Raw genomic sequence first — 21,635 nt, forward strand, 5'->3', positions numbered from 1 at the left:
GGGGCGGCGACCTTTCCGGTGCCGACGCTGTCGGCGACCCGCTCGGGACCGGAACGACCGAGGGCCGCCCGCTGAATTCGGCGGGCGGCCCTCGGCGTCGAACGGGTCAGGCGTGGAGCTTGGCCTCGATCGCCTCGATGATCTTCGGCCGCAGCTCGGCGGCGGAGATGATCGCGTCGACCGAGCCGACCTGGACGGCGCGCTGGATGCTGTGCACCCCGTCGAACTCGGCGGCGACCTGGCCCAGCTTCTCGGCCCGGACCGACCCGCGGAGCTCGTCCAGCTCGGCGGCGAGCGCGGCCCGCTCGGTGCCCGCGAGCGTGCCGAGCTGCTCCTCCCGATCCCGGATCCGGGAATCGGCGGCGGTGCGCTTGTTCACCTCGTGCGAGAACACCACCGCCGCGGCGGGGGCGCCGCCGAGCACGGAGGCGAAGGAGCCCTCCAGCGCCAGCACCGTCATGTTCGGGTTCAGCGTCTTGGAGAACACCACGAAGGCGCCGCCGTGGTACCGGGAGATCACGGTGAAGACGATCGGGCCGTCGAAGTTCACGATCGCCCGGCCGATCTCGGCGCCGTACTCCAGCTGCAGCTTGCGCATGGACTCCGGGGAGCCGTCGAAGCCCGACAGGTTGGCCAGCACCACCAGCGGCCGGTTGCCGCTGGCCGCGTTGATCGCCCGCGCGGTCTTCTTGGCCGACCGCGGGAACAGCGTGCCCGCGGTGTAGGTGTCGGGCCCGTCGGTGGACGGGAAGCCGCGCCGCGGCACCCCGCGCGACTCGATGCCGACCAGGCAGACCGGAATGCCGCCCAGCCGCGCGTCCTGCACCACCGAGGTGTCGGCGTCGGCCATGCCCGCCCAGCGCTCCAGCACCTCGTGGTCCTGGTCGGCGACGGCCCGCATCACGGTGCGGATGTCGAACGGCTTCTTGCGATCCGGGTTCTTGGCCGCCGAGAAGATCTCGCCGACCGTGCTGAAATCGCTGTCCGCCGCGGTGTGCGGGAAATCGGAGATGTCGCGGTGCACCGGGTCGGTGGTCGGCACCCGGCGCGGCGACTGCTCGCCGGGCGCGATGTAGGTGTGGTCGTAGTGCGCCATCAGCACGTCGCGGGCGGCGGTCAGGTTCGGCGCCCAGTACTGCGCCTGACCGTTCGGGCCCATGACCCGGTCGTAGCCGCCGATGCCGAAGTTGTCCTCGGCCGAGACGCCGCCGGAGAAGTCCAGCGCCTGCTTGCCGGTGAGCACCATGGCCGAATCCGGCGTCATCACCAGCACGCCCTTGGTGTGCATGAGCATGGTGGCCTCGGCGTTCCAGTACGGCTGCGCGCCGACGTTGATGCCCGTGACCACGATGTTGATCTCGCCGCCGTCCTGGGTGAACTCGACGATCCGCTTGAGCGCGGCCGCCACCCAGTCCATGTTCTCGGTGCCGGAGTCCATCGAGATCCGGGCCCCGGAGGAGAGCGCGTACCACTCCAGCGGCACCCGCAGCTGCTCGGCCAGGTCCAGCGCCGCGATCACCCGGCGGCACTCCGGCTCCGACAGCGCGCCCAGCGACTTGATCGGATCGCCGAGCAGCACCACGCGGGTGACGCCGTCCGGATGATGCGCGGTCTTCGTGCTGACCACGCCCGCCACGATCGCGGCCTTGTTGCGGCCCTTCGGCCGGTCGACCGGGACCAGCGCGTTCGCCGCGTCCAGGTCGTACTCGGCGAAATCACCGAGCAGCGCGGTGAGCTCGTACGGGTAGACGGTGTTGCGGCTCGCGGCGCGCAGCACCTTCTGCCGGTACTCGTCCAGCGGCTCGACCGCCTCGTCGGTGCGTTCGCCGATGGTCACGGTGGTTCCGGTCGGCTCGAAGGCGATCCGCACCGCGACCTTCACCAGCTCGCCCGTCTTCGGCGACCTGTGCCGCGCGATGACCAGGATCTCCTCCAGCCCGGCGCCCGCGGCGGTGGGCTGGATGCGCTCGACGATGGTGTCCAGCTCGGCCCTGGTCAGGTCGACCGGCGGCCAGATGTACATGACGATCCGGTTGGTGTTGAACTTCGCCGCCGACCGGCGCAGCGCGCGCGCCCTGCGGATCGAGTCCAGGCAGGCGGCGACGGTGTTCTCCGCGGTGGGCAGCGCGAGCAGCCTGCCCTCGTGGTCGCGGAGCGCGGTGAGGTCGCGCACCTGGGTGAAGGCGACCAGCCGCTCGTCGGCCGGGTTCTCCTTCGCCACGCTGCGGAACAGGTACACCTCCTCGTCCGAGGAGGGCTGGCGGGTCAGGTCGAACTTGCGCAGCCTGGTCATCTGCATGCGCTGCGCGATGTAGGGGTGCAGGCCGCGGATGAGCCGTTCCTCGGTCATGCCGGTGGCCGAGGGGCGGAACGTGAAGTGGTGGTGCATGACCGCGCCGCCGCTGCCGGCGACGGTGATGGTGATCCGGTGCACCTGGTTCGGCAGCGCCCTGGTCGCGAGCACGTCCTGCAGGACGGCGGCGGTGGCGTCGAAATCCTCCGGCTGCCCCTCCCAGCTCAGGTAGATGTCGGCCTCGATGGAGGCGGCGCCGCCGGCCAGCTCGGTGAGCCCGGTGAGCGTGGCGTCCAGCGCGTCGAAGCGCACCGCGGCCGAGACCAGGCTCAGCCCCTTGCGCTCGGCGACGACGAAGGTGCTGCCGCCCGCCTGCGCGGTGCGGACGTCGGTGAGCCCCTTGTTACCGTAGTAACGCCTGGTCAGCACCTCGAGCATGACGGTGTTGTCCAGATCGCCGCGGACCAGGCGCTGGCCGAGCAGCCGGACCAGCGGCTCGGTGCTGCGCACCATCTCGGCGATCCGGTCGGCCCGGTCGGCGGCGGCCGGCTCGGCGTCCAGGTGCCGCAGGTGCTTGCGCACCTTCGTGTAGACCTCGGCGCGGTTGCGCCGCAGCAGCGGCTGGCCGTACCAGGAGTAGACCAGGCCGCGGGCCAGGTCGGCGATGGCCGGGAAGCGCACCTGGGTGGCGCCGACCAGGCGCTCCAGCGCCAGCCCGACCGGCTCGCGCAGCGCGCGCTCCGGGGTCGGCTCGGCCAGCCACTCGCGCAGCAGCGTGGTGATCACCTCGACGGTGTCGGCCGGGCGCTGCTGGGCCAGGAAGATGCGGAAGACCGCGGCCTCCAGGTCCGGCGTGCGGTCCAGCTCGGTGACGCCGTAGTGGCCGAGCGCCTTGGCCAGCTTGACCCGGTAGGGCTCGGGCAGCCCGGCGCGCTCGACGTCGAGGCTCTGCATGTAGGTGTGGAAGTACTCGCGGGCGCTGTGCACGTGGTTGTGCCCGCCGCCGTCCTCGTCCCAGGACCGGTTGTGCCCGAGCTCGGCGATGTCGGCGAAGACCTCGATCAGCTCGACCTCCTCCGACAGCGGGCGCCGGTTGTCGGCGACCGCGGCGCGGCGGGCGGTGAGGTACTCGGCGAGCAGGCGGCGGTCGTCGTGCGGGTCGACGTCGAAGCCGAGCAGCAGGCCGCGCAGATCCTGCAGCCCGCGCCCGACCCGCTCGTGCGGCTGCGCCGGGACCGGCTGCTCCGGCAGGTCCAGCTCGACGGCCTGCTCCTCGACGACCTCGGCCTCGTCGCCCTCCTCGGCGAGCGGCTCCAGCCGCAGCAGCGGCGCGCCGGTCTCGACCTGGGTGCCGACGGTGACCGCGGACTCCTTGAGCCTGGCCCGGAACGGCGCGCGCAGCACCGTCTCCATCTTCATGGACTCCAGCACCAGGACCGGGGCACCCGCCTCGACCTCGTCGCCGACCTGCAGCGGGGTCGCGACGACCAGCGCGGGCGCGGGGGAGCGGACGATGCCGCCCTCGGCCCGGCTGATCCGGTGCGTGACGCCGTCGACGTCGACCAGGTGCACGGGGCCGTGCGTGCCGGTGGTGAGCCGGTAGCGGGTGCCGTTCACCACGATCTGGCCGGTGTGGTGGTCGAAGCGCTCCAGATCCACGTCGGCGGTGCGCAGGTCGTCGCCCGCCTCGACGCCGACCCGGAAGCGGTGCGCGCCGATCCGCGCGACCCGTACCCGGTAGGCGACGCCGCGCAGCTCGAGATCGTGCGGGCGGCCGCTCTGGTGCTGCACCTGCGGGCGCCCGCCGGCGGCGGTGGAGAGCAGCCGGTCGCGCTCGACCCGCTCCTCCTCCTCGTAGGCGTCGATGGCGGCGGCGGCCACGGCGACGGTGGAGTGCCGGTGCGAGACCAGGCGGCCCTCGGTGCGCACCCGGTCGATCCAGCCGGTGTCGGCGCTGGCGTCGATCACCTCGGGCTGGGCGAGCAGGTCGAGCACGAAGCTCTTGTTGGTGGCGCCGCCCTCGATGACGACGCGGGTCTGCTGCATGGCCCGGCGCAGCCGGCCGAGCGCCTGCTCGCGGTTGCTGCCGTAGGCGATGATCTTGGCGATCATGGAGTCGAAGTCGGCGGGGATGGTGTCGCCCTCGCTGACGCCGGTGTCCACCCGGATGCCCGGCCCCGCGGGCAGGTCGAGCCGGGCGATCCGGCCGGGGGCGGGCGCGAAGTCGCGATCCGGGTCCTCGGCGTTCAGCCGCGCCTCGACGGCGTGGCCGCGCTCGGCGGGCGGGGTGCCCTCCAGCTTCCCGCCCGATGCCACGTGCAGCTGCGCGCGGACCAGGTCGAAGCCGGTGGTGAGCTCGGTGATCGGGTGCTCCACCTGGAGCCGGGTGTTCACCTCGAGGAAGGCGAAGAGCCGGTCACCGGGGTGGTACAGGAACTCGACGGTGGCCGCGCCGCGGTACCCGACCCGCACGGCGAGCCGCTCGGCCGAGGACTTGAGCTCGGCGGCCTGCTCGGCCGAGAGCACCGGCGACGCCGACTCCTCGATGATCTTCTGGTTGCGCCGCTGCACCGAGCAATCGCGCACGCCGAGCGCCCACGCCGTGCCCTGACCGTCCGCGATGACCTGCACCTCGACGTGCCTCGCGCCGGTGACCAGGCGCTCGAGGAAGACGACGCCGCTGCCGAAGGCACGCGCCGCCTCCTGCCTGGTGCGCTCGTAGGCGTCGACCAGCTCGTCACCGTTGGTGATCACCCGGATGCCGCGGCCGCCGCCACCGGCGGTCGCCTTCAGCATCAACGGGTAGCCGATCTGCTCGGCGGCGGCGAGCGCGGCGTCGACGGAATCGACCGCGCCGCGGCTCCACGGCGCCACCGGGACGCCGACCTCCTCGGCGATCAGCTTGGCGCCGATCTTGTCGCCGAGCTTGCGCATGGCGTCGGCGTTCGGGCCGATGAAGGTGATGCCGATCTGCTCACAGAGCTCGGCGAAGGCGGGATCCTCTGCGACGAAGCCCCAGCCGACCCAGGCGGCATCCGCCCCGGTGGCGCGGAGCGCCTGCTCGAGGACCTTGAGGTCGAGGTAGGGGCGGGCAGCGGCCGGACCGAGGTCGTAGGCGATATCGGCTTCGCGCACGAACGTCGCGTTCCGGTCGACATCGGTATACAGAGCGACGGTCTCGATGGGTACCGCCGTCTCCGCGGCCAGGTCCCGGACGGCGTGGATGAGGCGCATGGCGGCCTCGCCCCGGTTCACGATGGCGATGCGGCTGAACACTCGACGAATCCTTCCTCTCCTGAGATCGGTACGGTGGGCGAGGGGGACGCGCCTCCCGAGTGCGCCCAGTGTGCACCCTACGGTGCCGTAACCTCACCCCGATCTGCGGTTACCCGTGCGTATGTTGTCTTTTCTATCGCCGGGGCGCGACGTTTCGCAGCGTAGGCGCGCCGGGTACGCGCAATCTTGGCGGCAAGAGCCGTCGTCGTCACCCCGTGGTGCCGGCCCGTTCCAGTACTCGGGGGTGATGTCCGCGCGGGAAGCGCGGACCTAGCTTTCTCGCATGATCCTCCGGCGCTCGGGCCTCGATTTCGCGTACATCCTCCTCGCCCTACCCCTGGCCGTCCTCGGTTTCGTCCTCGGCGTGTCGCTGTTCGCGGCGAGCCTCGGCACGGTGGTGGTCTTCGTCGGTATCCCGCTGCTCGCGCTGACGTTGCTGGTGGCGCGCGGGTTCGCCGACATCGAGCGGGTGCGCCTCGCGCAGCTGACGGGCACGGCGACACCGCGGCCGCGGTACGCCCCGGCGCCGGAGGGGGCGGGCTGGTTCCGCCGCATCACCACCCCGATCACGCAGCCGCAGAGCTGGCTGGATCTGCTGTACGCCGTGCTGAACCTGCCGATCGCGATCGTCACGTTCGTGCTGCCGATCACCTGGTGGGCCCTGGCGGCGGGCGGGCTGACGTACTGGTTCTGGGGCCGGTTCCTGCCGCGGGGCGACCACAACGACGTTCTCGTCGAAACGATGACGGGCGCGGACACCGCAGGCAATCGGACGATCTTCTACTCGCTCGCCGGGGTCGGGGCACTGCTCACCGTCTACTTCGTCCAGCGGGGCTGCGCCGCCCTGCACGCGGCCTTCGCGCAGCTCCTGCTCACCCGGATCGTCGTGACGCAGGGGTCCGTCCGGTACCTGACCACCGGCGGGGCTGCGGCCGTTCCCCCGGTGGCGCGAGAGGCACTCCGTCCCGGCCACCACCTCTGAGCGGGTCGAGCACGCCTGCCCGCTCCGCCGCGCGGCATGACCCTCAGCCATCGCGGCCGGGCAGGTCACCGCACCGGCCCGCATCGCGACCGCTACCCGGTGGTGGAATCACCACCGGTGCGAAGGCTCGATCGGTGACGGGAGCGAGTTTGCGCCCGACCCGACGTCAGGTTCTAACGTCGGCACGGCCGGCGCGAGGCGCGCGGGTGGAAGTGGGGCGGACAAGGGTGAACGAGGCGGAAATCGGGCAGGTGTGGAAGGTCGGTGAACTCGCGGCCGAGACCGGGCTGACAGTCCGGGCCCTGCACCACTACGACCGCATCGGCCTGGTATGTCCGGCCGGGCGCACCAGGACCGGCCACCGGCTCTACACCGGACCGGATGTGACGCGCCTGTATCAGGTGATCGCGATGCGTCGGCTCGGCCTGGGGCTCGATCAGATCGCCGCACTGCTCGCAGGCACCGCGACCGTGGCGCCGGTACTGGCCGCGCATCGTGATCGCTTGGCCGCGCGACTCGTGGCGACGCAGGAGCTGCACAGCCGGGTCACAGCGTTGGCGGCTACGGCGCCGCGGGTGAGGGCGCCGGTCACGCGATCGGCCGCTCGCGCGTGCGGGGTCGACGACCGGGTTCCACCTGATCTCCGACGGTGGGGTCGCGGGTCGGCGCGATCGGCGATGCCGGAGGCGGGAGGCATCGCCTCCGGGTCGTCGCTTTCCCGGGGACGAGACCGGGGTCGCGGCGCCGGTCGCTCATGGTGTCTGCTGGGTGGGGCAGGCGTCGACCGGGATCGCCAGCTGCAGGGTCCCCGCGTTTTCGAAGGTGAACCGCATGTCGAGGTTGCGTCCCGGTTGCACCCAGTCCTGCAACTCGATGACATCGACGGTGATCGGGGCTTCGCTGCCCGGGCGCGTCGGCTGCTCGACCGGTTGCCCGGCCGCCAGCGCGCCGTCCGCGGAGATCACCAGATCATCGGGATCGGCTCGAATCCGCACCGATCCCGCCGCCGGGCTCTCGATGCCGACGAGCCGGTCGGGCTCGCCCGCGTTGTTGGTCGCGGTGAACGACAGTTCAGCGGGCCCGTCGTACTGGATGACGCAGGTTCCGGGCAGCAGCGCGGGCACCAGATAGGCGTTCTGCACCGTGATCTCTCCGGTCGTGCCCTCGCTACCGCGGGCGTGGCTGGAGTTCTCGCCCTCGTTGTCGGCACACCCGCCGGCCGCGATCGCGAGCGGGATGGTCAGCATCATGAACGTTGTCCTGCGCATACTGAGCGGTTAACCAGCGAGGCCGGTCCGAATCAGGTCGACGGATTCCGGGGCGGAGCCGCCGGAAGTTTCCTCGGATGCGGGATGGCGTATGCACGAGGGCGTTCGAAGGGATCTGAACGACACAGCTGGTGATCGCGGAGCGGCCTCGGGGATCGCGTCGATGCCGGGCACTCGGGCAGCGGCCCTCGCAGGCGCTGCGGCTGGGGGATGCCGATCTGGGCCGCCTGCGACGGATGCTCCTGGCCCGCAACGAAGCCGCGGAAGCGGAGTCGCTCCGGCTCCGGGAGTACCGGACCCGCAGCGCCAGAGCCTCTTCGAACGCTTGACCACCGGTAGCGGGCACCGGCGGGGGCTCGTGCCGGTCGCGGCGACCGTACGCCGGCACGGCGGCCGCGTCGAGTGCGCGGATCGGGCCGGGAGCGGCGCACGCTTCCTCGTTCGCCCGAGACGGGCCCCGGCGCGGCCGCCACCGAGGCGACGCAGCGGGATACTGCGCGGTGCCGGGACCAGGAACTGCGGCGACCCGCCCGGCGAATCCCGACGGGAGCCCGGGCACTGTTCCCTGTCCGCGCACCGGCCCCGCCGGGAGCACCGCCCACCGGTCATCGAAGCGCTGTGGCGGCCACCACCGCGAGGTGTTCCTCCAACCCCCGCCGAGCTCCGTCGTCGAACTCCTGATCGGCGATCGTGAGCCCCACCCGCGAGAGCTGTTCGCGCACGGCCGCCCGATCTCCTTCCCGGCGGCACGTGTGGCCCAGCGCTCCCAGCAGCGACAGCAAGCCGTGCAGGACGAGCGGATCGTGGGCGCCGTAGTACCGCGGCTGAGTGCAGGCCGTGTCGAGCAGTTCGGGCAGGTCGGGGCGCGGGAGGTGGACGCGGGCGGTGCCGTGGTGGTCGACGAGGGTGACGGGGCCGCAGTGGCGGTCGGCGAAGGCGCGCAGGACGGTGGCGGCGGAGTTGAGGCCGTGCACGGCGGTGGTGGGGTCGTTGATGCCGGGGGAGAGGGCGCGGACGACGACGTCGGTGAGCTGACGGATGCCGTAGCCGAGGTCTTGGGTGGTGGTGCGTTCGCGGCCGTGGTGCAGCGCGCCGGCGATGCGGTGGTCGATGTCGGCGCCGGAGTCGGGGCGCAGGACCGCGGGGGTGCCTGCGACTACCGTGTCACCGACGGTGTGCTGGACCCAGAGGACGGTGTCGCACTCGACGGCGATGTCGAGGAGGCGTTGTTCGTCGATCTCCACGAGAAATCCGGACCCGGCGGCGGGGGTGATGCGGGGGTTCGGCGGGGGTGGCGGCGGCGGGGCGGGGTGGTCGTCGGGGTCGAGGGGGCGGAGCAGGCGGCGGCCGGTGGCGATGGCTTCGGTGGCGACCTGGTCGAGCATGGTTTCGATGCGGATCTGGCGGACCAGGTGGCCGAGGAACAACACGAGCGCGAGTACGCAGGCGACGCCGAGGGCATAGGCGGTGGTGACCGAGAACTGCGGGACGAATTCGTTCACGCCGCCGTCGGCGTTGCGGACGGTGCGCAGGACGGTGAGCGCGTAGGTGAAGGTGCCGAGGAACAGGGCGAGGGTGCGCTGCACGAAGGGGTCACCGGAGAAGGTGCGGAGCAGGCGGGGCGAGTACTGGCTGCTGGCCAGTTGCAGGGTGACCAGGGTGAGCGAGAAGGTCAGCGAGGTCACGGTCATCAGCGCGGTGGCGATGGTGCCGAGGATCGTCCTGGCGGCGTCGGCGCCGCCGCCGAACAGGTAGCCGGTGACGGCGGCGGGCAGTTCGGGGTCGAGGCGGGCATCGAGTTCGGGCAGCAGGATGCCGGCGATGATGCCGCTGACGACGGCGGCGGCGGGCACCGGCCACAGCCGGGTGCGCACGGCGTCGCGCAGCGCCTGCCTGCGCGCTCGGATGCGGCCGAGGAAGCCGGAGCCCCGGTTCGGCCGCCGGATGTCAGCGGGGGCATCGGTGGTCCCGGATTCGGCGGCTGGCGGCATCTGGACGAGCTACCCGCGGGGACGCGCTGGAAACGAGGATCCGCCGGGACCCGGCCATTCCGGACGATCCGCCGCCGAAGCGGATGTGGACGGATGTTCCGATGAGGACGAGAGGTCGGCGTTCACCGAGCCGATCACCACCTCGTTCCCGCTCGCGGGCTCCGTCGGGACCCCGGCCGTGGCCGGCTCCGGCTCCGCCCGCACCGGGTACGGTCAGCTCGAGGATTCGGTCATCGACTCGATCTGTTCGCGCAGAATGTCGCCGTGACCCGCGTGTCGAGCGAACTCGGCGGTCATGAACACAGAGATCCAGCGAAGGCTGACCACGGCTCGCGTGTGCGGATGCTCGCGGACCTCGTCGAGCGAGAATCCCGCTGCGATGACCCGGGCGCGGGCGCTCGCGCGTTCGAACTCCGCGATCACTTCGGCGACGGTCTCCCGCTCGCCCACCTCGAAACCGCCGTGAGCCCACAGCGGGCCGTCGCAGTCGGCATCGGCCAGGCGGCCGAGGGTGCGCTGAAACCACAGTCGCTCGGCGAACGCGGCGTGTTTGACGAGGGTGAGCGGAGTCGTCAGGGATGGCACGAGCCGACGCCTGGCATCGGTCTCGGACAGCCCGCGCACCGTGTCGACGAGGTCGGCGCGCGCTCGGTCGAGCAGGCCTTCGAGCACTTCCCGCTCGGTACCGGCAGCGCTTCGCGTAGTGGTCATCGGACACGCGGTCCTTTCTCGGCCCGCCTGCGCACACGCCGGACGGGATCGATCTGGTGGTGGTTCGGATAGCGGTTCACCGGAACAACCGGTGCCGAGCGGTCGCGCGCTTCGCGACCGGAATCCTGAATCGGGCCGCCGACGGATCGCGACCCGGCATCGGGTGCGGGGCGGCCGATCCCGACTCTAGCAGCCGCCACGGTCGGACACCGCGACAAGCGGCACCATCCGCCGCTCACCGTGCATCTCGGCGAAGGTGATCTTCTCGCCCGGGGTGGCGGGGCCGGTCGTCGCGACGGCCCGCGGAGAGCCCGCGGCAGCGGTGGGTGACGTTGCGCGCTGCGCTGGTCACGCGGTCAGGTGAGCACTCTGACTCCCCGCACCGCACGCAGCTCACCGAGGAGCGCGGAGGTGACTGCGACGGGATGGTCGTCGACCGCAAGCATGGTGCGGCGGTCGCGGTAGCACAGCGCGATACGCACCGGTGTCGCGCCGGGGTGACTGCGGAGGGCGGATTTGAGTTCGAGCACGGTGTCGCGGTCGGTGGCTTCCGCGTTCATCTCGAGCATCAGCGGCGGCCCGTGCTCTCCGCGTTCGACCGAGCTGACGTCCAAGGGGGTGAGGTTCGAGCCGAACACCGCCAGCTTCTCCTCCCGCCAATTCACCCTGCCCTCGACGGCGACGACCGCGTCGACCCGCAGGTCCGCGGCGAAGACGCTGTAGCTCTTGGGGAAGAACAGCACTTCGAGCGAGGCGTCGAGGTCTTCGATGACCGCGACGGCCCAGCTCTCGCCCCTTTTGTTGACGCGCCGTTCCAGGTTGGCGATCATGCCGGAGACGGCGATGGTCCCTTCGCGGGGTGCGTTGGCCAGCACCGAGGCGATCGGTTTCGGTGCGGCCTTGCGCAAGATGTGGTCGGCGCCGTCCAGGGGGTGCCCGGAGACGTAGAGTCCGAGCATTTCTCGCTCCAACCCGAGCAGGGTCTTGCGCGGCCACTCGTCTCCGTCGAACCTCAGGTGGCTCAGCGGTGAGGAACCGTTGTCGTCGTCGGTTTCGCCTCCGGTTTCCATACCGAACAGGTCGAACTGTCCCATCGCCCGGTGGCGTTTGAGTCCGGTGACAGCTTCGACGGCGTCGTCGCTGGCCTCGGCGAGTGCTTTGCGCGGGTGACCGAAGGAGTCGAATGCGCCGGCTTTGATCAACGATTCCAGGACGCGCTTGTTGCAGCACACCAGTTCGGACTTCTCCATGAAGTCGGCGAAGGAGGTGTACTTGCCGCGGGTGTTCCGGGTCGCGATGATCGACTCGACGACGTTGGCTCCGACGTTGCGGATGCCGCCGAGCCCGAAGCGGATGTCGCCGCCGACCGCGGAGAATCGCAGCGAGGACTCGTTGACGTCGGGAGCCAGCACCCGGAGTCCGAGCTGACGGCATTCGGCGAGATAAATCGCGGATCTGTCCTTGTTGTCGGCGACCGAGGTCAGCAGCGCCGCCATGTATTCGGCTTGGTAGTTGGCCTTGAGGTAGGCCGTCCAGTAGCCGACCAGGGCATAACCGGCGGCGTGGGACTTGTTGAACGCGTACCCGGCGAAGGGAAGCACGGTGTCCCACAGCGCCTGTACGGCGGCGTCGGAGAAGCCGTTCTCCCGCATGCCCGCTCGGAAGCCCTCGAATTCCTTCTCCAGGACTTCGAGCTTCTTCTTGCCCATGGCCCGGCGCAGCACGTCGGCGCGGCCCATGGAGAACCCGGCGACGCGCTGGGCGATCTGCATGATCTGTTCCTGGTAGACGACGAGGCCATAGGTTTCGGCGAGGATGTCGCGCAGTGGTTCGGCGAGTTCGGGATGGATGGGTTCGATCGCCTGGCGGTCGTTCTTGCGGTCGGCGTAGTTGTTGTGGGTGTTCATCGCCATGGGCCCGGGCCGGTACAGGGCGTTGACGGCGATGATGTCCTCGAAGCCGGTGGGGCCGAGGCGGCGCAGCAGATCCCGCATGGCATTGCCGTCGAGCTGGAACACCCCGAGGCTGTCGCCGCGGCCGAGCAGCTCGTAGGTTCTCGGATCGGTGGTGCCGAGGGTGTCGAGGTCGACGGTCTCGCTGCGGTTGGCTTCGATGTTGTCGATGGCGTCGCCGACGACGGTGAGGTTGCGCAGCCCGAGGAAGTCCATCTTGAGCAGGCCGATGGCTTCGCACGAGGGGTAGTCCCAGCCGGTGATGATCGAGCCGTCCTCGCGTTTCCACAGCGGGATGACATCGGCGAGCGGCTCGGCCGACATGATCACCGCGCACGCGTGCACGCCCGCGTTGCGGATCAGCCCCTCCAGGCCGCGCGCGGTCCGGAACAGTGTCGCGATGTCGTTGTCGGTCTCGATCAGCGAGCGCACCTCGGCGGCTTCGGGATAGCGTTCGTGGGCGGGATCGACGATGCCCGACAGCGGGATGTCCTTGGCCGCGACCGGCGGGGGCAGTGCTTTGGAGATGCGGTCGGCGATGGCGAATCCGGGCTGGCCGTAGTGGACCCGGGCGGCGTCCTTGATCGCGGCTTTGGTCTTGATCCTGCCGAAGGTGATGACTTGCGCGACGCGATCGCTGCCGTATCTCTCGGTGGCGTAGCGCACCATCTCGCCGCGGCGGCGGTCGTCGAAATCCATGTCGATATCGGGCATGGAGACGCGTTCGGGGTTGAGGAACCGCTCGAAGAGCAGGCCGTGCTCGATGGGGTCGAGGTTGGTGATGCCCAGCGCGTAGGACACCAGCGATCCGGCAGCGGACCCGCGCCCGGGGCCGACCCGGATGCCCTCCTGCCTGGCGTGGTTCATCAGGTCGGCGGTGATGAGGAAGTAGGCCGGAAACCCCTTGTCGACGATGATGTCGATCTCGAACTCCGCGCGGCGGAGATACTCCTCGCCCACACCCGATGGCAGCCGCCAGGCCAGCCCGCGCATGACCTCCGCCCGGAACCAGGAGGTCAGGTCGTGACCGTCGGGTGCCTGGTAGAGCGGCATGCGGTCGGTGTTCGCCCAGACCTCGGTGTAGGGCTCGATCTGTTCGGCGATGCGCAGCGTGTTGTCCGCGGCGCCGGGAACCTCGGTGTCCCAGTAGGCGCGCATCTGCTCGGCGGACCGCAGGTGGTAGCCGTCGCCGTCGAACTTGAACCGGGTCGGGTCGTTCAGGGTCTTTCCCGCCTGCACGCACAGCAGCGCGGCGTGTGCCTCGGCCTGATCCTCGGTGACGTAGTTCGAGTCGTTGGTGGCCAGCGGCGGTATGCCGAGTGCGGCGCTGATGTCGAGCAGGCCCCGGCGCACCGATCGTTCGATGGCCAGGCCGTGGTCCATGAGCTCGACGTAGAAGTTGTCCTTGCCGAAGATGTCGCGGTAGTCCGACGCGGCCTGCACGGCTTCGGCGTACTGGCCGAGCCGCAGGCGGGTCTGGACCTCGCCGGAGGGGCAGCCGGTGGTGGCGATGATGCCCTCGGCGTGGGCGGCGACCAGTTCTCGATCCATGCGTGGCTTGCGGTAGTAGCCCTCGATGCTGGCCAGCGAGGACAGTTTGAACAGATTGCGCAGTCCCCGCGGGGTGCGGGCCAGCATCGTCATGTGGGTGTAGGCGCCGCCGCCGGAGACATCACCGCCGACGCCTTCACCGTTGGAGCCGCGCTGGCCTGCCTTTCCCCAGAACACCGGCTTCTTGTGGAAGCGGCTCGCGGGTGCGAGGTAGGCCTCGATGCCGATGATCGGGGTGATGCCCATCTCCGTGGCGATCCGGTGGAACTCGTCGGCGCCGAACATGTTTCCGTGGTCGGTCATGCCGACCGCGCGCATGCCGAGGCGGTCGGCCTCCTCGAACAGGGCCCTGATCTTCGCCGCACCGTCGAGCATCGAGTATTCGGTGTGAACGTGCAGGTGGACGAATGATGACACCGGGTCGCCTCCATCAGCGGATCGGGCTCGTATCGCCCTATTCGAGCCGAGTCCGCGAGCGAGGCACAAACAAGGGACACGCCGTCTCGAACAACTACTGGTTGTCGATCCTGGCCGGCCGGTCCCAGCGACCGGACTCCATTTCCGGCGGCGGCAACCACTGGCTGTTTCGGTCGAGCTGCACGAAGTCGTCGGCGATATGCCGGATCAGGCGCGGGAGAGCGTTGTGACGGCTGTGCCGTTGCCACAACAACGCATGCGGATAGCACGGTGTCGGGCCGAGAATCGGAACCCGACAGATATCGGGATGCCACGGCACGCGCAGTTTCTCGCCGGAGAAGACGTAGGTTTCGGACGAGCCGGCCAGATCATCGAGGATGTGGTCCAAGCCGAAGTCCGGCCCGCTGGTGTCGATGGTCAAGCCGAAAGTGTGCGCGAGTTCGTCGTAGAAATCGGCCCACTCGCTGCCGGGCTCATTGCCCGGCATACGTGCTGAGAAGTCGGCCAGCTCCGTCATCCGGACCGACCGCAGCCCGGCCAGCCGATGGTTGCGGCCCACCAGAACGTGCAGCGGCTCGAGGTAGGCGGGCCGATAGTCGATAGCGGGGTCCAGGTCCCCGACCACGCGGGCGAAGGCGGCATCGATGGCCCCGGCTCGGAACGCCTCCCGCGCACTACGCAGGCCGGTGGAGGTCAGTATGTGAATTTCCAGGTCGGGATTCTCGGCGTGGAAGATCCGGATCAGCTCGGTCGGGGCCAGGCGGGTGCCGAGAACATCGATGCGGAACGGTCGGCGGCGACCACGCAGTGATTCCACCGCTTGATCGGCGAGCGCGATCAAGGCCCGGGCCTGAGGCAGGAATGCGACACCGTCGTCGGTGAGCACGCTGCCGTGTCGTGATCGGTGCAGTAGCTGGGCGCCGAGTGCGGTCTCGAGCCGGGCAATGCGCTTCGACACCGCCTGCTGCGACACCGCCAATTCGTCCGCGGCCATACCGAAATGCTGCCGGTCGGCCACGGCGATCAATGCCCGCACAGCACCGAGATCCAGGTCCACCGCAGCTCCTCGCTCACATGACGGTTGTCTCACCGCGCACGCCGCAGCGGTAGGCCTCAGTCCTAGCGACTCGATAACGGGCGAGCAAACGGAGGCGCTGCGGGCCGGGTTGTGACCTCGACGGCGCCGACCTCCGGCGACAGGCGCGTCACCGGACGCCGGCAGCGGGGATTGCCACCGCTGAGCCGGGCCTCGAGATCGACGGCTTTTCGGTACTACGTGGCGAGGGGGCCGGTGACGTGGGCAGCCCGGAGTCTGCGGGGAGTGCCAGCCCACCGGTGGTGGCCGGCTGACCGGGCATGGTTCGTCTCGACGCATTTCGACTTCCCGAGCGCCTACCTCGGCGGTTCCCGAGCTTGCGTGGATACCGTCCTCGACTGCGCGGATCTCGAGCCGTTGCCGGCCTCAGCGCGGGACTCGGTGACCGCCGACAGCGATCGGATCAACTGAGTTCGGTCGCGGCCACCGCATGGGGCCGGACGTGCACCGATGCGGAGTGACTTCGGCGTCACGGCCGGGCCGCGAAGGTGTGACAGGGTGAGCTGTCGTGAGCGAGAACGACGTCACCGCGATCCAGAGCATGGCCTCGCCGGCCACCCCGATGGCCCTGCGGGTCGCGGTCACCCTCGGACTGCCCGATCGCCTCCGCGGCGACGGTGCCACGCCCGCCGCGCTGGCGGCCGAGCTCGGTGTGGACGCCACCGCGCTACGGCTGCTGCTGAATCACCTCACGAGCCTGGGCTTCGCGGAATGTGCACCGACCGGCTACCGCACCACCGTCTCCGGACATGCGCTGTGTCGCGACGCGGCGGGTGCTCTGGCGAATCTGTTGGATCTGAACAGCGCAGGCGGGCACGCCGAGCTCGCCTTCACCGAATTGCTGCCCACCGTCACCACCGGCGAGCCCACCGGACCCTGGCACGCTGCGGCGAAGCCATGCACTCCGACAGCCGGGTCCTGATCATCGAACCCGTCGGCGACCGCCACGCCGGCACCGAATTCGACCTGGCCATGCTCGCGATCTTCGGCGGCCGCGAGCGGCGCGTCGACGAATTCCGTACCCTGGCCGCGCACCACGGCTTGATCCTCGACAGGGTGGTCGACCTGAGCGACCAGCGTTGTCTGCTCGAACTACGTGCCGAATGATCACAGCGGTTTTCGGCGCCCGCGAGCACGCCGGCCGTCCCAGGGAGTCGACCGAGTAGAAGGCCGTGACCCTGCCCGCATCGAATCATCGCAGGCCATTGCGAATACGGCGTTGTTGCAGGTCGCGAAGAGCATCGCGGTCAGACCTCCACGGACATGACGGCGAGCAGTCGTATTCGTCACGCGGATCGGTCATACTGGGGCCGAAATCCGCCGTCTGGTAGCGAACACGACAAGAACGCGTGTCCATAGCCCGGAACCTTACCGGCACCACCATCAAGCCACACAACCGGATCGCAAGCCGATCCGCGATGGCGATCAGGAGTCACCAGCCGCCCTCGGGACCAACGCGATCCTGGGTGCCGAGTGCCTCGCCCGGGCGGAAAGCAACGGCATCGGTCGGAGGTACATCGGCGGGCTGACGAGAGCCCGGCATCGGGCCGACGCCACACCTGCTCGGCGACTGTCGGCCGGTTCGCCCCGTCCCTCACCGAGTCAGGCGGCCCCACTGTCGGTGGCGGGTGATCGAGGTGGCTCCGAGCCGGGGGCGCGATGGTCCGCCAGCGGGTGGCGGCGGTTGCGAGCCAGCGGATGGGGTTCGCCGGCGATGGCTTCGACGGCTTCGGCGATCTCGGCGAGGGAGGCACGGGTGTAGAGGCCGGTGGTGCCGCCGTGGCGGGGATCGGCCTGCCCGGCGAAGGCATGGGCGACTGCGGCACCGAACTCACGCTCGACAAAAGTTACGGTGGTATGGCGCAACCAGTGCGCGCTCACCCCCAGCGAAGCCGCCCACGGCAGCCGCTCGTGCCAGCGGTCACGCAGATAGGTGTAGCGGCCACGGCCCACTCGGCGCCCGGTGCTGTAGCGCAGCAGCCCGGGACCGGCCGCCGAGCCGCCCCGGGTCACGACGTGCGCGCGCAGATTGGTGGCCAGGGTGGGGGAGATGGGCTGCCATCGCATGGTGCCGCCCTTCTCGCGCAGGCACACCTGGCAGTGCCGGTCATCGAGGTCGTCGACCTCGAGCCGTAACGCTCCACCGCGCCGGCAAGCGGTCTCGAGGTGCAACCGCACGATGAGGATGTCGAGTTCGGGGTCGTCGCCGGTACTGGAGGTCACCTCGGCGAGTTCGTCGATCTGGCTCAGCGACAATGCATGCCGGGCGCTGGGCAGTGTCCTGGGTCTGTCGACCTTGGCGGCGGGATTGTCACGGGCGGCGATGATTCTGTCCTGCTCGGCATGCCGGTACAGACACCGCAGCGCGGCAACGAGCAACATCGCCGCACCATGACCGTCTCGCGAGTTCGATCGACGCAGGGCAGCACGGCGATGCTCCTCGACCAGGGCGGTGATCTCGGGCGGGGTGGGCTCATCCAGCCTGCGATCGCCCCAGCGTCTCTCCACGATCCGCCAGTAACTGTCGTAGGCCCTGGTCGTGGTCGCCGGCAGTGCGGCGCGCAGGTGGATGATGTAGTCGCGGAAGATCGGCGCCTGGACCGGTGTGCGGGACGCGTTGTTGAGGTCGTCCAGCGTCAGCCCGAGCCGGTCGATCAGCTCGAGCGCGGTGGCGATGTCACGAGAGCTCATCACCGGCACCTCGGACGGTCGGCGCTCGCGCTGGTGCCGGGCCAGACATCAGGGCGGTGCGCCCACAATGCGGCGGCGACGTCGCGAGGCGGATAGATCACCAGAAGCTCGCGAGCAGGGTCGGCGGCGAGCAGGACCTGATCGCGGGGGCGTATGCCGGCCGAGCGGCGGACACCGGCAGGAAGGTGCAGATAACCGTCGGGGCGGATCGACCAGCGACCGTTCGAGACACGGCCGATCACGAGCAACCGCCGCTTCACCGAGACCTCGAGACGGGTGCCCGGCCGCCACGACAGCACACGAAAGACCGCCCGTCCGCCGAGGCGGCCCTCCCTGCCGACGGCACTGAGAATGAAACGCACATGATCGATCGGCGTGCCGAACGGCTGCGACGGCAACTCCGGGACGAAAGGTCGAGCACGGCCCCGATCACGATGAGCCGAGTGGAACAACCCAGTCAGCGCCGAGCTATCCGGCGCGGCGGGCGAGTGGGAACCAGATTGCGACAGTCCGCCCCGGCCGGTGACCGGAAGATGGTCGCGAGATCGATCATGTGACGGTAGACACGGTACGGCACCGCCATCTGTCCTCGAGCCGGGCACGGGCAACCTCCGATCGTGTCGGCCGTCCCCAGACCAACAACCAGAGTACCGAAATCGGCCGACAAAGCGGCTCTTCGGCTGCCTCGACAGCGTCAGGCGGCCCGGTTCCCGCCGGGGATCCAGCCGGGCGCACAGTGCTCGCAGTTCCGCGGCCTCGATGGCCGGACCGATCTTGACCGCGACCGGATTGGCGAGCCGCGCGAGCAGCTCGACGTGGGCGCCGCCCAGCTGCCGGGTGCGTTCGCCGATCCAGGGCCAGTGCGTCGAGGTGCACATCCATCGGCCGTCGGCGGTCTGCCGGACGAGCGGCAGTTCGTAGTCGAGCAGCAACGCTTCGTGGCTGGTCCAGACCGGGTGGGCGGGCCGGATCGCGGACCGCCAGCCGAGGCCGGCCACGACCGCGTCGGCGGCCATGTAGCCGGCGGCCAGCCGCAGCGGGTCCGCGACGCGCGCCTCGGCGGTCGCGCGCGGGTCGTTGACCAGATGTCCGCGATACACCGGTATCGTGACCCCGTCCACGAGTTCGGTGACATTCGAGCGCGGCTTGGCGAACTGCCCGGCGATACGGCCCACCCGCACTACCGGGTACCCGCACCGATCCTCGGTGTAGGCGGCCAGCCGGTGCAGCATGGCGACCTTGCGGGCGACATCCGCGCCGCCGCAGCGATCGGGATCCTCGGCGCAGTCGCCGATCTGCAGCACGGTGGCCGCGCCGGCGGCGACTTCGGCCAGCGACGCCCGCAGCGCGTCCACATCGGCGGCGGTCACGAGGCCGGGGCGCTCGGCCAACAGTGCGCGTACCCGGTGCAGCCGAGCGCGGTCCGGCCACTCCGGCTGCTGCCGGGCGGCGGGCAGGAATTCGGTCGACCAGTCCGGCACCCTGGCTGCCGTATCGATCTCGGTACTCAAAATCAGCCTCTCCGTACAAGAAATGGTGCGCGCCGCGAATCGTCACCACCGGAGCGGAGCCGGCGGAATGTTCGCATTGCCGTCGCGGGAAATTCTGAGGATTTGTCCATCACGCTAGTGCGTGCCGAGGGCGGGTAATTGCAGCCGGGCAGGTCTTTGTCAGGTCAGGCGTGAGTTGACAGAGTGCGTCTTCGGCGGTCGACGTCGGCGGATCGATTTCTGTAGCGTCTCGGCGGGCCGAGCTTGTTCACCATCGCCGGCATTTCGTGTTCGCGGAGCTGTCGGCGAGTGTATGAGGAGTTATTGCCATGATTTTGCAGCGTCTCGGAAACAGGGGGATGCGACTGGGGGAGTTGTTCGACCGGGCCGCGGCCAGGCACCCCCTCAATGTGGTGGTCCTCGACCACGATCTGGACGTCGCCCCCGAACGTGGGCGTCGTCTCACCGTTGCCGAACTCCGTGAGCTGGTCGCCGATCTGGCCTCGTGGCTGTGGGCCGCGGACGTCCGGCCCGGCGAACGTGTGGTGATCTACAAGTCGAACGGTTTCGACATCGTGCTGCTGGCCTGTGCGGTGACGCGAATAGGTGCGGTTCCGGTGCTGCTCTCCCCGTTCCTGGACGGGGCATCCGCGGCCGAACTCGTCCGCCGTACGGACCGCCCGCATCTGATCACCGACGAGGCGAAACTTCGTGACGAACTGCCGGGGACGATCGGGGCGCACGCCGCGACCGTGCTGACGGTGCGCGGCGAACATCCGGCGGGTACACCGTTGGACAGCTGGGCGGGCGCGCCGCGGGTACGGCCAGTCAGTACGCCGCCCAACCATCCCGCACTGGTCACGCACACCTCAGGGACGACGGGGCTGCCGAAGCTGACCGTGCACACCCGCTGGAGCCTGCAGACGAGGTACCGGCCGCAAGCGGTCGGGGTCGGCCTGGTTCGCAGCCGGGAAACCGTCGCCGTCCACGTGTCCTTCGTGCACTCGCGGATGTACAGCGCGCTGACGCTGGCGCTGATTCGCGGTTTCCCGGTACTCGTCCTCGTCGATGAGGACCCGGACCGGGTCGCCGAACTGTTCCGGGTCTTCCGGCCGGGAATCCTCGAGGCGCATCCGAACTCGTTCATGGCGTGGGAACCGCTGGCGGCCGACCCGAGCGAACCGCTCGCGAACGTGAAGTACTTCAGCAGCACCTTCGACGCGATCCACCCGCGGACGATCCATCGGCTGCTGCATGCCTCCCGCCGCCGTTTCCCGCTCTTCGCGCAGCTGTACGGACAGAGCGAGACCGGGCCGATCGTGGCGCGCGCTTTCACGAAATGGCGTTCCGAGAAATCGGATGGCCGCTGCGTCGGCATTCCTTTCCCCGGTATGACCGACTTCCGGGTGATCGGCCGGAACGGCCGGATTCCCACGAAGGAATCGCCCGGTCTCATCGAGGTCCGGAGCGATGGGCGCGCTGTCACCTACCTCGGCGAGCAGGAACGCTATGACCGCATGGAGACCGGGGAATGGTGGCGAATGGGGGATGTCGGCTATCGAACCAAATGGGGTTGCCTGCACCTGCTGGATCGTGAAGTGGACGTCATCGACGGATTTGGCAGCACATTGATCGCCGAGGACAAAATCCTGGCGAGCATGGAGCAGCTCACGGAATTGATCATCGTGCCTGGTGCCGCGGGAATGGCGCAGCCGGTGGTCTGCACCCGTGCGGACGAACCACTCGACATCACCGCCTGGCGGACCGCGACCGCAACCCTGCCCGCGATGCATCCGCCCGCGCAGCGAACCCTGGCCGAGCTGCCGCAGACGGCGACCAGGAAGGTCAAGCGCCTCGAGCTCTCCCGGCAGCTCCTGGGCGAGGCCGGCCCGTGACGAATCCCGGGGCCGTGACCGC

Annotated in this window: 12 protein-coding genes and 1 pseudogene; 5 read left to right on the top strand and 8 right to left on the bottom strand. The window is 69.8% G+C overall.

Translation table 11 applies throughout. The features are described 5' to 3' along the window. Positions 1-106 precede the first annotated feature (106 nt). Positions 107-5,569: an ATP-binding protein gene (locus ACFO0B_RS26825; RefSeq protein WP_378615619.1), complete on the bottom strand. Its 5,463-nt coding sequence runs from the start codon at positions 5,567-5,569 to the stop codon at positions 107-109. Positions 5,570-5,852: 283 nt separating this feature from the next. Between ACFO0B_RS26825 and ACFO0B_RS26830 the strand changes: the two genes are divergently transcribed. Continuing rightward, positions 5,853-6,551: a sensor domain-containing protein gene (locus ACFO0B_RS26830; RefSeq protein WP_378615621.1), complete on the top strand. Its 699-nt coding sequence runs from the start codon at positions 5,853-5,855 to the stop codon at positions 6,549-6,551. Between the two features lie 251 nt (positions 6,552-6,802). Beyond that, positions 6,803-6,997, top strand: a pseudogene (locus ACFO0B_RS26835) (MerR family transcriptional regulator); the annotation flags it as partial. Positions 6,998-7,303: 306 nt separating this feature from the next. Here ACFO0B_RS26835 and ACFO0B_RS26840 read toward each other — a convergent pair. The 5 genes from ACFO0B_RS26840 to ACFO0B_RS26860 form a co-directional block, all read right to left on the bottom strand. Next, entirely contained in the window at positions 7,304-7,819 is a 516-nt protein-coding gene (locus tag ACFO0B_RS26840; protein WP_378615876.1) for a hypothetical protein, read from the bottom strand. A gap of 605 nt (positions 7,820-8,424) precedes the next feature. Next, positions 8,425-9,810, bottom strand: coding sequence for a DUF2254 domain-containing protein (locus ACFO0B_RS26845; RefSeq protein ID WP_378615623.1), 1,386 nt, complete (start codon positions 9,808-9,810; stop codon positions 8,425-8,427). A gap of 213 nt (positions 9,811-10,023) precedes the next feature. After that, complete coding sequence (locus ACFO0B_RS26850; protein WP_378615625.1) at positions 10,024-10,521, bottom strand: DinB family protein; 498 nt, start codon at positions 10,519-10,521, stop codon at positions 10,024-10,026. A 356-nt stretch (positions 10,522-10,877) separates the two neighbouring features. Continuing rightward, a complete protein-coding gene (gene dnaE, locus ACFO0B_RS26855) occupies positions 10,878-14,441 on the bottom strand; it encodes a DNA polymerase III subunit alpha (RefSeq protein ID WP_378615627.1) in 3,564 nt (1,187 codons plus the stop codon). Between the two features lie 94 nt (positions 14,442-14,535). Further along, positions 14,536-15,498, bottom strand: a complete 963-nt coding sequence (locus tag ACFO0B_RS26860) for a LysR family transcriptional regulator (protein WP_378615629.1) — start codon at positions 15,496-15,498, stop codon at positions 14,536-14,538. A gap of 547 nt (positions 15,499-16,045) precedes the next feature. On the opposite strand from ACFO0B_RS26860, the gene ACFO0B_RS26865 reads away from it, so the two are divergent. Next, positions 16,046-16,459 carry a methyltransferase family protein gene (locus ACFO0B_RS26865; protein WP_378615878.1) on the top strand — a complete coding sequence of 138 codons (414 nt, stop codon included), beginning with the start codon at positions 16,046-16,048 and terminating at the stop codon, positions 16,457-16,459. After that, positions 16,414-16,644 carry a hypothetical protein gene (locus ACFO0B_RS26870; RefSeq protein WP_378615872.1) on the top strand — a complete coding sequence of 77 codons (231 nt, stop codon included), beginning with the start codon at positions 16,414-16,416 and terminating at the stop codon, positions 16,642-16,644. The genes ACFO0B_RS26865 and ACFO0B_RS26870 overlap by 46 nt, the downstream gene beginning before the upstream one ends. Before the next feature lie 495 nt (positions 16,645-17,139). Here ACFO0B_RS26870 and ACFO0B_RS26875 read toward each other — a convergent pair whose 3' ends face one another. Beyond that, positions 17,140-18,228 carry a tyrosine-type recombinase/integrase gene (locus ACFO0B_RS26875; protein ID WP_378615631.1) on the bottom strand — a complete coding sequence of 363 codons (1,089 nt, stop codon included), beginning with the start codon at positions 18,226-18,228 and terminating at the stop codon, positions 17,140-17,142. After that, positions 18,228-19,739, bottom strand: a complete 1,512-nt coding sequence (locus ACFO0B_RS26880; protein ID WP_378615633.1) for a 3-deoxy-7-phosphoheptulonate synthase — start codon at positions 19,737-19,739, stop codon at positions 18,228-18,230. The genes ACFO0B_RS26875 and ACFO0B_RS26880 overlap by 1 nt, the downstream gene beginning before the upstream one ends. 308 nt (positions 19,740-20,047) lie before the next feature. Here ACFO0B_RS26880 and ACFO0B_RS26885 point away from each other — a divergent pair, with 308 nt between their 5' ends. After that, positions 20,048-21,613: a class I adenylate-forming enzyme family protein gene (locus ACFO0B_RS26885; protein WP_378615634.1), complete on the top strand. Its 1,566-nt coding sequence runs from the start codon at positions 20,048-20,050 to the stop codon at positions 21,611-21,613. The last annotated feature ends 22 nt before the right edge of the window (positions 21,614-21,635 follow it).

It is taken from the genome of Nocardia jiangsuensis (assembly GCF_042650385.1).
Lineage (GTDB): Bacteria > Actinomycetota > Actinomycetes > Mycobacteriales > Mycobacteriaceae > Nocardia > Nocardia jiangsuensis.

Bases quoted from the DNA above. Each gene is read 5' to 3' on its own strand.
- ACFO0B_RS26850 (WP_378615625.1), bottom strand. From the start codon at position 10,521: ATGACCACTACGCGAAGCGCTGCCGGTACCGAGCGGGAAGTGCTCGAA.
- ACFO0B_RS26830 (WP_378615621.1), top strand. From the start codon at position 5,853: ATGATCCTCCGGCGCTCGGGCCTCGATTTCGCGTACATCCTCCTCGCC.
- ACFO0B_RS26840 (WP_378615876.1), bottom strand. From the start codon at position 7,819: ATGCGCAGGACAACGTTCATGATGCTGACCATCCCGCTCGCGATCGCG.
- ACFO0B_RS26875 (WP_378615631.1), bottom strand. From the start codon at position 18,228: ATGAGCTCTCGTGACATCGCCACCGCGCTCGAGCTGATCGACCGGCTC.
- ACFO0B_RS26885 (WP_378615634.1), top strand. From the start codon at position 20,048: ATGATTTTGCAGCGTCTCGGAAACAGGGGGATGCGACTGGGGGAGTTG.
- ACFO0B_RS26845 (WP_378615623.1), bottom strand. From the start codon at position 9,810: ATGCCGCCAGCCGCCGAATCCGGGACCACCGATGCCCCCGCTGACATC.